The following is a 12,811-nucleotide window of genomic DNA, read 5'->3' on the forward strand; positions in this document are numbered from 1 at the left end:
TTAATCCATCGCGATGATCCAGTTCAACAATATTTGTAGTGTCAACTAAATTTGGGAGCCAACGCCCTAAATAGTGGGGAGTGTAGCGAATTCGACTGATTGGTCTGCGTAACTGACAATATACCCCTTTAGCATCAGAGTGTTTATCCTAACATTACTATCTTCTCGATCGATATATCGATATTGGTAAGCCCTTACATCATATCTAGAATTGTACACTCTACTCAATAGTGGGAAGGTTTTGTATGAATGATGTTATAGCAAATTCGCATAATGGATGTGTTTTAATATTGTAGATAACATCTACTTCGCCAGAAATAAGATTCTTCCAAGCAGAGCCCCTCGCTCTTGAGCCATTTAACAATATGCTTGCAAATGGCAATCTTATCGTGTTAGCGGTCAATGAAAAACGCCACCCCAGCATAGCGATATTTACGTCGATATGTAGTGTGTTAGCTTCGTTGTGCCTTTTTCCTATCAATAGAGGAATTTCATACTCACCGTAATTTATAAGCATTCTTGACTGCTAACACGGTGCTAAGCTGGCTAAAATAGTGGATTGAAATTTGTAGCGAAGAAAAGTGTAATAGGTTGTTTTAGTAAAGTTAAATTTCCTTGCTAGCTATTTAATCGGTGGAAACTAAATAATCTTGTTTTTTACTACAGTATTCATAATTAATTTTTGTAGGGTAATCTTCGCTCGCTATCACGAGTATTTCGATGATTGTTGACATGGGGATTTTATAAATTTTCTTATTTCTTTCAAAGTCTGAGCAAGTATATATTCCAGCCCAATTTCTAGTATCATCACGATAAGCATATATTGCTTGCCCATGAATTAGTTGGTTCGAAATAAATAGAACATTCTTTTGCTCTTTGCTTTCAATTTCTAAATCATATAGTTCACTAATATCCCAAAAGTTCATGTTGTGAACTTGTTTCTGGCACAAGGAAGAATACACGGTGAAATTTCTTTTTAATGTCTTAGAGGATAATTTTAGGGATTCTCCTAACTTTCTCACCATAAACAACGAAATGATGACATCTTTTTCAAAATTAACTTGGCGCTTTTCAGAGTAATACGGCGGATTAGCAACAGGTTTAAAACTTTTAGCGTATCGAACTAAATCATCTTTCCAAAACCTTGATTCGATCATGTAACAAAAGCCTCGTAGTTACCAGAGCAGCTAACGCCGAACTAAAATAGTGGATTAAAATGTGAAACGTAGCGTAACCCACTGTTTTAGCTTCATTTAAGTACCTTTTTATAGCGAGTTAAACCGTTTAAAGCTATTTTTCATTGCATCGCTTAATCTCGAAACTCCTTCAACAGTTTCTTCAAAGCCATCTAACTGTTCTTTTTTGATTTTTCCTAGTTGCTCTTTAATTATAGAATAGCTGCTTGTAGTACTACCTTTTTTAATATGTTCATCAACTTTGAGCTTCAGTTGGTTTATTACAAATATCAATTCGGTTTCCGATAAAACTCCAACATTATATAAATCTAAGCCAAACATAATTGATGATTCACTGAACTCTTCTTTTTTAGATTCTTCGAATGTAGTTTTCAACAACTTTGAAACTTGTTTTTTTAACTGTCCAACAGCTAATGAATGGATTACGAATACAAATCCATTTATAGCTATTAAACGTTCTTTAAATTCCATAGATGTGATATTTGCAATAAACCTTTCTAGTTGTTTATTTCCTTCAAAAAGATTACTTACATCATTTCCATTATCTCTGATTAAGTATAAAAGGTTAGAGAATAGCTGTCCTCTTTCTTGAAAGGGTATATTTACGTTTGAATTAATTTTCTCAACTTGCTTGTCAAATAGTAGCTTTAAATCCGCCACAGAAAATGAGGAACCGTACCTCTTAACTTGAAATACTAGAAATCTATTAACTGCTTCAGATAAAAGGAACCACCTATTCGTATCAAGTGATGCCATGAAACGTTTTACTATCTCTTTAAGAGTCACTTCAGAGTGTTTTGCATAAGAAAGTAAGATAAGTGCATTAGACCAAACTTTAATACAATGCTCTTTTAAGTAGAGAGAGCTCCCCGAAGAAATTGTTTGGATTGAGTTATCCAAAACTAGGAAGATATACTCAATTGTTTCTTCTGATATTTTTAATGATTTGCCTTCATTTAATGTAGCAGATAAAAACTTAACGAGGTCTTTTTCTTTAAATGAAATTAATGCGCTATAAGAGAGAAGCACATCAAGATCAACTCTCTCTTCTAAACACTGCCTTTTTATAATTGCTTCAAAAGCAATTTTACAAATGTTTTTGTAATCTGAGGAATATAAAGTCGTAATTCTATTTTTAGTTATAAACATAATCGTACAGCGAGCTTGGTGATACATGGAGGCTTGCTTATGACTAAACACCATAGAACCACTGTTTATACTATCGATTTCATCATCTATTTCTCTACTCAGGTTAGCGACACTTCTAAAGCGCTCTAATAAAAAGGAGTTATTTGAATCTAACCCATGAAATAGTGGCTTTTGCCTATTTACAATGCTTTTAGGGAATTTTTCAATTAGCTCTGAAATGTTATCGTTTCTTGAGAGTTGCTCCTCCATTGATGTCTCAAAAAAGTCACGTTCAAGATCCCATGGTATTTCACCGAAGCATAATTGTTTTTTATTAAATGATGAAATCAAAGATTTAATAAATAATGACTTAGAAAAATACATATTGGCAACGTGTGTGAACGTTTCTCTCGCTATATGCAATTTCTTTAAAAAATAATTGTCATATGCATTCTGAAAATGCTTATCTTGATTGTCATTTGAATTAACTGTCACTGTAGAAATGCGATCTGATATGGCACTGAAATTAAAAGATGTATATTCGTCTATCAACTCGAATTTAAATAAATTTCTTACTCGATAAAACTTACCATTAGGAAGTGAAAGTTGAATCTCAGAAACAGGAATAAATTGTAATATTTTGAGGAGTTGCCTTCTAATTTCTCTAATTTTATCTCGGTTATAAACCTTCTCTTCTTCACTCAGGTTGTAAACAATCGCATTTTGACTCGAGTCAAAATAAATTTTATTAATTTCAGTTGTATTAAACCTATTTTTAAAAAGTTGAACAAATACCGAAGGATAAACAATTTCCCAACTAGAGATGTCTGTGGCAATCTCAGCTATTATATCGAGCATTTCTGTTGATTCAGGGTGGGTTATTTTCGCTATTGTTTCAGCTACCCTCCGACTCTTAGCTGATAATGATGAATATTCCGCTGTATTGTCAGAGTTGTCCTCACACAATAGGGGATATACACCTTTTTCTCTTAAATAATTTGATTCCGATAATGTTATTTTACTTTCGGTTAAAATTGTAAAAGCAGGTGGGGCATCTTGCGTTCTATTTCTTATCCAGCTTAAAACTTGATTTAAATTATAGTCACTTATACTGTAACCAACAAAAATTACAACATGAGTTGAAAAAAGGCTTTTGATAAAATTTTCAATTAATGGGAATTTATCTGTATAAGCTAAATAATCAGATTCTTTGAACACTATATTTCTATGAGTCAAATCACCATGCATTTTTACCAATAGTTGTGAACTTGGTGACGAAGCGAGTTCATGATCATCAGCTACCGTAAAATACAAGTCTCCGTTAGAGTTTATCGACTTTTCAAGTAAATCATCCCAATTTGTCGTTATTATATGCTGTGGCTTTAGAGAGAGAAGTAGTTCGTGAAGTTGATTTGGCTTACTATCCGATGGGAAAAAGTCATTGATTTTGCTGTAATACGTATTTCTTCCAAATTGAAGATAGTAATGCTCTGCTATTTTCAAATAATCATTTGTTCTGGGTAACTCCAAAGCACTTTTCATTAAACTAATGAGCTCTCCCCATGATGGGAGATTTGAATCAAAAGACACCGCAGAGCCAACAAACACTGCAAGTTTATTGTTTTCAATCGCTTTACGAATTGTTTTAAAGTGCTCTTTATTTGTTACATCCATTTATTTTCCTAGAATTACAATTTAATGCGAGAAGTTAGCCTAGAGCCATCACAGCTTTATCAGAGGAAATTTTCCCTATTATAGCAGGGAAACGTCCTTATTTTATGAGCTCCTATTAATAGCAAATAGTGTAACTTATTGCGATCCATAAATATTATACTTATCGTAAGTTATTTGAATATATGAAAAAGTGGAAAATTTCCTCTTACTAAGCTAATGACAATTATCTAAATGACTGGTTATCGCTAAAGACCATAATTTCGGCAAAGTGCCATGAACCGGCGTCGCTAATACTTTAAGAAATCCAACAGCTTTATCAGAGGATACTTTCTCTATTTTAGCACGAAAACTTCCTTGTTTTATGAGTTTCTATTAATAGCAAATAGTGTAAGTTATTGCCAATTATAAACATTATGTTTAGGAAAGATTGTTTTACTAAGTAAAAAAGTGGCAAGTTTACTCTCAGTATCGCTTATCTAATGCCAATTATCCCTGAATGACTAGTTATCACATATAGTCGTCTGTAAGATGAAGTTAAGTCTTATTTATCGGAGCCGTAAGATAAGATATGAATTACTACATTTTATACTATCAATTCGTTCTCATTTAGACTTTCTAGCTGTAGGTCAATTTCTTTTTCTAGTATATATTCAGAAGCCATATACTTGTGTTTATTGGTCTTCATACAATCTACTAAGGTTTTAATTCGGGTGCCTATGTCAGGAGTCTTGCCGATATCGGCTTGTCCACTTCGCGCATCCAGCTCTTGGCCATTGACGAACCAGTGGCACTTATCCTTGTGGCGGCTTCCGGCCACATAGGATGCGGCTCTGTCCATTGCCGTTGTGTACAACACAAAGGTATCGCCGTCGATGGTCGCGCCTTGGCTGCTGTAAACCGTACATGCATAGGCTTGCGCCAATTGCAGTCTGCCTTGTTCATCTGAATATTCCGACCTATAAAAGCTGACTGTACGGCCCGAGTCGAGTTTAACAGTAAAACGGATATCCTCCCCTTGTTGCAGTATTTGGGTAATCGTACCTTGTTCGCCATTGGTAAAATCCCTTTGGTAATCGTTTTTGGTAAATCGAACCCGCTCACCTTTTGAAAACGCAAAATACAGGCTTTGATTGGAAACCACACACTCGGTTTGGAAGTTTTCTATGCCGAGTTTTCCTCGCCCCTGATAGACTTTGCGTACCAAGTCATTAAGCGGTTTTACTTCTTTCCAGCGCTGCGCCATTATCATGGTTGACTTGTCGGGATAGGCCTCGGTGTAAGCTTGCCATTGTTTCACCAGCTGCTCACGGGCCGTTTGGCTGTCATCCTCGATATGCAGCAAACCTTTACTCTGAAAGCTGTCCAATACGGCTTTGGCATTACCACCGCGCAGGTCATTGACGGCCTTTCGTGCCCAAGCTTCGCGCTGTCTACGAATGGTATTAATTCGCGCACAGCCTTGGCGCTGACTTAAATAGCGTAAGCAGCCGCCATGGGTTATCGCATCCATTTGCTGCTGATCGCCTACCAATACCAGCTTAGCTTTGGCTGTGTGTGCGGCGCGCATCAATTTCAGTAAGTCAGGCGTGGTAAGCTGTCCGGCTTCGTCCTGCAAAATCACCGTATTTTTAAATTTGGCTTGACTGTTGTCTTTACCTAATTCATTGAGCAAACTCGCTAACGTCGTGCTTTTAATCCCCGTATCTTTCTCAAGCTGCTGGGCGGCTTGTCGTGCCACGGTAGCGCCTCTGACGGTAAAGCCTTGTGACTCATACGCCAAACGCATGGCCTGCATCGAGGTAGATTTACCGGCCCCGGCACGACCTTGGATGATATCAAGACTCGACTGACAGACCGAAAACACGGCTTCGATTTGCTCATCAGATAGTGCAAAGCCTTGCTGCTGTCCTTGTTGGTCAATTGCTTGTTGGATGATGCTGTCATCCAACTGGTAATGCTTGCTTGCGTGCATACTATCGGCATGGTTAAGCAAGTCCTGCTCAATGGCGAGCATGCCCTTGGTGGTGTAAATCTGATTGTTGCTGAGATCTTTACCGATGTTCACCATACTATTATCAGCGAGCAACTCCCGAACGGTATCTTCAATTTCCAAACGGCTTACATGATTAAACTGAGCTTCGACGCCCACCGCCGCATAGATGTCCTGTAAGCGGAACACCGCTTGGGATTCAATCAATTTATCCAAGATATGTTGCAGTGGTAATGGCTCTGGGAAATGTGTGAGATTTGGCTTACGTATCTTATCTATATCGGTTTGCATAAAGCCGAGTCTGTCCATGTCCGCTTGCCATGCCGCGAACAGCTTTGGTCTGTCCACCGCTTTCTTATAATCGCGGGAGTTAAGGGTGATGGTATCGCCAACTTTGGATGCTGCTTTGTGAATGCCCATGGCCTCCATCTGTGCGCGAATGGCTTCGGCTCGCTTTGAGAAAAACTGGCAGATACCTTGGTCAACGCCTTTGACCTCAAAGTGTTTGTGATCGTCCACGGCTTCGACTTCAAAGCTCAGTTCACGCAAGCCGTTAGCCAAGGCACTGCGATAAATTGCCCCTGAGGCCATTTGCCAAAAGAAAAAGTGTTTTGATTCCAGTGTGCCCCATTTGCCATCTGCGCGTGGCGCAAGATTGGCAATGAGACAGTGGGTATGGAGTTGGGGATCTTGTGCTCTTGATGTTGAGTGCTCAAAGGTTGCCCCAATCAATCCTATCACGCGCTCCTGAATATGCCCGCCTTTACCTCTGCGGGTAAAACTGGCGTGCTGCTCAATAAAAGTAAACGCTTCTTCCACTGCTTTTTGCTGGGCCTGTTGGATAGCTTTTCGGGTTACTTCATCGGCGCGTGCCCACAGCATGGATACGCTCTTGGGTGCAGAGAAGGTTAAGTCCCAGCCAGCCCGGTGATTGTCCCCGGCATTTTCACAAAGTGGTTCACCTTCCGGGCTGAAACCGTTAAAAACTCGCCGGTAAGAGGTGGTGTTTAACTGGTTGGTCAGGCCCATTGTTCGTGCGCCTAAACCTATCCACTTACCCGGTGGCTCACCGCCACCTTGGTAATAATCTTCCTTGGCCAGTTCCTCATAATACGCAATGCTGTTAATGGCGTTTAACGAATTCATTCAGCTTGCCTCCGTTTTTTTAGCTGCTCACGGCGGCTGGGTTTGTCTGTTTGCTCGTTAGAGTTAACGGGAGCAGGCTTTGCCGTCAGCCACTGTGCCGGGCAATGTTCATCACTGACAGGGCTTAGCTTGCTAAAAGGCCAGCGAAGGCGGTACACGGCCATGTAGCCCGGTATCAAGAGGTAACCGACCACGCCGTTTTTATTCGGTTGCGGAAGCTGCACAAGATTCGATGCACTGACTAGCGGCAGAGTTTCTCTGTGCCAGTTTTGTGTGATGCCATCGCTTTGACTGGCGCTTGAGGTGGGACGCTCCACCACACGCTCCCCAAACACTTTGGCGGTATAGCTTGCAGTTTCACCAGCCGCTCCGACCCGCATGGAGGCAAACAGGGTAAACATGTTCAAAAGCGTGTCGGCTTCCTGCTCACCGTAGATGTGCTTGAGCTGGGATATCGACTGTGTGCCACCGCAAATACGACAGCCTTTTGAGCGGCCAAGGCTCATCCACTCAGCTAGTGCCGGGTTCTTGGGCAGGTTGCCCAACTCATCAATGAATAACCATAACTCCCTGTCAGCGCTATTAGTCTGCGCCAGTATATGACTGGTCATCAAAGCAATGACCGTATTGGCCAGCGGTGCACCGATATCTTTATATCTTTTGTCAGCTTGTACGATAATGACGGGCTTTTTCGTCTCTGGGTCATTCACCCAATCACGCACACAAAAGCCATCTTCATACGCTTTTGGCCATGCGTCAGCGAGGGTATAAATCCAGCCCAGAGAGCCAACCAGCTGCGCAAAGAATGATTGGGTCGTCTTGCTGCCTTCGACGATAAAACGAGCGGCTCGCGGGTAGTATTGGCTTAACTGGCTTTGAAGTGTTGGTTCGTCGCAGCTCAGTATGTCGGCAAGTTCTGACCAGCCCCAGCGCCTTTGGGTGTGGTTCAGTATCTCAATCATGCCGGTAAACAGCATCCGTGCCCCGTTTGACCACAGTGGCTCATGGGATTCAGGAATTAGCCGCTCGGCAATGAGATGCGCCTGTGTCGCATTGTGAACATCCGATTGAATATCCCATGCGGTGCCGCGAGCATCCCACGGAGCCAGCAGCACAGTGGACTCTTGCTTATAAAACAAGGCGGTGAACTCGCGCTTCTCGTCATAAATAAAGGCGCGTTCTCCCCGGTCGATAACTTGGTCAATCAATGGCGCAATGAACACTGTCTTACCTGTACCTTGATTACCTACTACGAGTATATTGCCCGGCTCACGGGCTTTGCTGATTTGCACTTGTGGATGCAGCTTTAAGCCCTTGGCCTCATTACCTTGCTTGGCTTCATGTTTGGCCATGTGCTTAGCATGATTTAGCGCCGTTCGGCCTTGGTGCAAACGCGCACCAGAGATATGACGGTAACCGTCTTGTCCGCCTGTCACATAAAAGTACCGTGCACTGAAAAACGCGAGTATGCTTGCAATCAGTGCTGGCACGACAAGGTGCAGGACAAATGCCAACTGCCAGCTCTTTTGGGCTAACGCGCTCCAGTAGCCAAGCCAAGGGCGTAAAGAGTAATCAAAGACCAATCCTGATACGCTATCCAGCCAATAGCCCAGATGCACGTTTAACGCTGACCATGGCGTGAGCCATGACCACGACCAGATCAGCAGACCAACAAATGTGATGAGCCAGATAGTGATGCCAACGGACAGGATGCTTGCCCAATTCTGACGAAGATACGAGGTGGGATGATTGTTCATTAGAATTTCACTCCCTTCTCGTGTAATTGGCTTAGGGCTTGTTTGCGATCCTTATCGGCCAAGTCCAAGGTCGTGCACAGCATTTCAAACTGAACTTTGCGCTGACGCTGCTCGAGTTTGAGTAAAAGCTGTTGCAATTGTTGTTGCTCCTGATAATGTGACCATGAGCTTCGAATGACGTCGGCCACCGTGCAACCACGGCGCTCCGCTTCGGTTTGAAGGCGAAGGTAATCTTCACCTGAGAATCGGGCCGTGACGGCCTTATTTAAAATTTTATTCATAGGGGAAATCTCCGATTGCGTGAATAAAGTTAATGGGTTCAGGCTTTGCGTAATGTGGCAGCGGTGCACAGAGCGAAATCATCCCGGCAATACTAGAAACGGAAGTTTGCGAGTGATGACGTCGCGCCAGCGCGACCACCAAAGGTGAGTGGGGTTTGTGCTCATACATTTGAATTTTTTGATTTAAGCCAAATTAAAAGATCAGATTCAAGCCACATTCTTCTTCGACCAAGCTGTATACTGGGTGGGATTGTTTTTCCTTCTTTTCCTAAGTGAATTTGATTACGAATGTATCCGGGGCTAGTCCTTAAGATTTGAGCAAGCTCAGTAGTTTTGAGTAATTTAATTTTCATTTTAATAATCTGTTTATGTTAAATTTCGATATGTGCATTTTCAGATTGATGTGCAGAAAAATAAATGAACTAAATTGATAGGAAACAGTTCAACAATGCCAAAATACAAAAAAACTGGACTTAATTTATTGAGGACACGTTATTGGTTTCACCGCGTGTTTTTTATTTCAGGTAAAGATAACAATAAGCAGCTAGCAGAGTACTTTTCAGGAACAGACTCCAACACTTCAACACAATGGAGTCGATATAAGAATGGAGTTACCGTTCCGGATACATATTTAAGCATTGTAGAGTCAAAACTAGGTGTGACAGAGCAAGAGTTTGTAGACGGCCCAATGAAAATTTTTTCTGTCATGGAAGAACTTAGGCTAAATGATGCCCTTAATATTTTAACAACAGAGCTAGATGCTTTTCATGCAGAAAGAGACTTACCACTTATAACTGAAACCGATGACGTGTTCGAGACTTGTAAAGATAGTATTGCTTGGGTACTTGGTAGAGGGAAAAAGCTATTTGATTCTCGTTTACTGCCACAGATAGGTGAGGATATTATTCCTATTGCTTTTGCATTTGGCCATATTGAATCGAGAATGTTGGGTATTGAAGATGCTATGAAAGACTACGTGATAGATTGTCTTTCTTATTTTGAGAGAAAATATGAGATTCCAGCACACTCATGGAATTTTGATATTGATATTTGCGAATCGATAGAAGTTGCTGTAAAAACCGCAAGACTAGATACAGTTCTTAGTTTAAAAACTCCTTTGAACGAACTAAATAAGTTACCTAAAAACCTTAAATCAGTAGAAGACTTTCAAGAACAGTTCCTCGTTACAAAAGAGTAATTTTTATGTATTTAAATTTGTTTTATATATTGAATATGAGACAAATTTGAGACAGTATTAGAGTTACGTGTAGTTATTCACGGTTATAGTTGGTGTCCCTTAATTCCACTATATAAAGGCTCTAGGTTAGTTTTTACTTATTTTTCAATAGCTCAAATTCCCTCTCCTAAGGGGCAGTTGCAGGTTCGATTCCTGCAGGGGCTACCAATTAAATCAGAAACCTAATGCAATATTAGTAGCTCTTTTGTGCTGCGTAGGTCGGATAAGCGAAGCGCCATCCGACACAGTAAAATACCTTACCAATTATTATCAATATTTTATGTTGCCGAGTGGCTGGAGAGTCCCAATTTCAGATAGTGGTATCCTTGATGAATGAAGTCAAGATTTGATCCCTTTGTTTTCTTTGTTGTAATAAAACTTCCAGTATTGACTATGCAACAAATTAAAAACTAATAAAGTATAAAGTTAACTAATTAAAATAAAAAAGCACCCTATCGGGTGCTTTTGTTTGAATCATTTAAAGGGGTAGATTTACATAGCGCAAGCTTCAGTGAGCTCACTAGCTAATTCTTTTACAACGGTGTTAGAATTTCGTTGCATTAATGCCTTATTAAAAGCATCAGTAACTAACGCATGTTGCGCTAGTTCAATATCAATTTTTCCATTATCAGCAAGCCAAGTCGCTACATCGCTCCAGCGCCATAATGGGTTTGTGTTTTTAAGGCGATATATTGGGTTAGGAAATTCGCCTGGGCCTCTTTTTCCGTCTTTGTATGCACTAATTGTCTTCTTTGAAATATCAGATAATTGAGCTATGTCGCTAACACCAACTAAATCACCTGCATCTACTGAAACAACTTTTGCGTTAAGTGGTGATGACTCTATATTTTTTATTGCAGATAAAACAGCTTCCTTATAGCTATTTGCTTCGCGCATAAAATCAATATAGACAGTGTCGTTATAGGTGCAGATCAAGCCGTCATCACAACCAGCTTCAAACAGTGTATCTTCTAAGTTTGGCGTATTTTTATCTACCCCACTTAGCACCAGTGAAAACTCATATGTGTTCATAAATCAAGACCTTATTTGAATATAAATATAAATAAATATGTTTGTACTTCTAAATGTTGCTTAAAAAACTTGTAGCTATTTACCAAAAGCTGTTCACAAAAAACTATAATTAACTGGCTCAATAAAGGTGGCTTTCGCCACCTATTTTTTACACTGGTTAACCTTTCTCCTAATTTGTTTTGCGTGGTTTTCGCAACTTTTAGGTGTTGACCATATACTCATCGTATGAGTGCCATGTTCTGAATTACCACATCTAATCTGTGCGTAACAATGCGCTGATTTACCGCCTTTAATGAATGTCCAACCTTGGCTGATTGCATAATCTATTGCGGCTTGAATGTGTTTGTCTTTGTGTTTAGCTATACTCTTACCTCCTTTAAATGATTCCTCTGTAGTATATGTGTTAGTGTGGACGTTTGTCTACATTTTGCATATGCCGATATGTTATAAGCATAAAGGTTTATATTCTTTACATCTAACCCCCGTCATTACTTCCCCATTTATCTTATAAACTCTCGACAACCGCTTTTTATTGTTATGAATCCTAAGCATTAGATCAAAGTAGTCAGTTTTTGCATCACCTAATAATTGATTAAACACAGCTAACAAACCACCCTGTTCCATAATTTGAGTAACATCTATTTGTAAGGTAATACTTTTAAAGGTGTCTTTAACCAGTTCGGGTATGGTCAAGCGTTCAGCACAAGAAAGTAAAACATGATTTTTGGTAAGTTATAGCCAGCGGGCGGTTACTTCATCACGAAAAGAATGTTCGATTTTAGCGAGCTTATTTTTACAGGTGCTTTGTGAATAACCACGGTAGGTTATTTCTGTTTTGACTTGTACAATGAGTGTATTTATAACTTACTTCAAAGTTATGGAATAACCCCGAGGTGAGTATGGTTCAAATAGTCAGAATAGGGTCTTCATGTTGCGGCTTAGCTCAATAATTTAATAGCGCACCGCATATTTCTGCAAGCTTAACGCTCATTTACCTACTTTATATAGTTTTAAAAACTAACCTAAAGCATTAATATAAATAAGTTTTATGAAAATTATGAGTGAAGTTAAATGTTCGCTCAGATTATTTTGTTGAATATATAAACAAGAGTAGCTTAACCAATCAATTAACTATTATATTTATCAATCTCAATGACTGGTTATCGCTCAAAGCCGCCCTTAAAAAATCTAAGATACCAATAACTACTGAGTTGAAGTGTTAGTAAAACAGTAATTTTAATAACTACACATAAAAAAGCGAGTAAATATAAATCTACTCGCTTTAAAATTTTGACAGCTTACAGCTTACAGCTTACAGCTTACAGCTTACAGCTTACAGCTTACAGCTTACAGCTTACAGCTTACAGCTT

7 protein-coding genes are annotated in these 12,811 nt (G+C 39.8%); 1 reads left to right on the top strand and 6 read right to left on the bottom strand.

What is annotated here, in order from left to right:
- Positions 1-626: 626 nt before the first annotated feature.
- The 5 genes from MTF64_RS16885 to MTF64_RS16905 form a co-directional block, all read right to left on the bottom strand.
- Positions 627-1,157: a hypothetical protein gene (locus MTF64_RS16885; RefSeq protein ID WP_248452068.1), complete on the bottom strand. Its 531-nt coding sequence runs from the start codon at positions 1,155-1,157 to the stop codon at positions 627-629.
- 108 nt (positions 1,158-1,265) lie between these two features.
- On the bottom strand, positions 1,266-3,998 hold the full coding sequence (locus MTF64_RS16890; RefSeq protein WP_248452069.1) for an SIR2 family protein: 2,733 nt from the start codon (positions 3,996-3,998) through the stop codon (positions 1,266-1,268).
- A gap of 583 nt (positions 3,999-4,581) precedes the next feature.
- Positions 4,582-7,134: a MobF family relaxase gene (mobF, locus tag MTF64_RS16895; protein WP_248452071.1), complete on the bottom strand. Its 2,553-nt coding sequence runs from the start codon at positions 7,132-7,134 to the stop codon at positions 4,582-4,584.
- Complete coding sequence (locus MTF64_RS16900) at positions 7,131-8,891, bottom strand: type IV secretion system DNA-binding domain-containing protein (RefSeq protein ID WP_248452072.1); 1,761 nt, start codon at positions 8,889-8,891, stop codon at positions 7,131-7,133. Before MTF64_RS16900 ends, mobF begins: the two co-directional genes overlap by 4 nt.
- Complete coding sequence (locus tag MTF64_RS16905; RefSeq protein WP_248452073.1) at positions 8,891-9,172, bottom strand: hypothetical protein; 282 nt, start codon at positions 9,170-9,172, stop codon at positions 8,891-8,893. Before MTF64_RS16905 ends, MTF64_RS16900 begins: the two co-directional genes overlap by 1 nt.
- A gap of 448 nt (positions 9,173-9,620) precedes the next feature.
- Here MTF64_RS16905 and MTF64_RS16910 point away from each other — a divergent pair, with 448 nt between their 5' ends.
- Entirely contained in the window at positions 9,621-10,370 is a 750-nt protein-coding gene (locus MTF64_RS16910) for a hypothetical protein (protein WP_248452074.1), read from the top strand.
- Positions 10,371-10,901: 531 nt separating this feature from the next.
- Here MTF64_RS16910 and MTF64_RS16915 read toward each other — a convergent pair.
- Positions 10,902-11,441 carry a hypothetical protein gene (locus MTF64_RS16915; protein ID WP_248452075.1) on the bottom strand — a complete coding sequence of 180 codons (540 nt, stop codon included), beginning with the start codon at positions 11,439-11,441 and terminating at the stop codon, positions 10,902-10,904.
- Positions 11,442-12,811 lie beyond the last annotated feature (1,370 nt).

This window comes from Pseudoalteromonas sp. 2CM41L (assembly GCF_023161905.1).
Classification (GTDB): Bacteria; Pseudomonadota; Gammaproteobacteria; order Enterobacterales; family Alteromonadaceae; genus Pseudoalteromonas; species Pseudoalteromonas atlantica.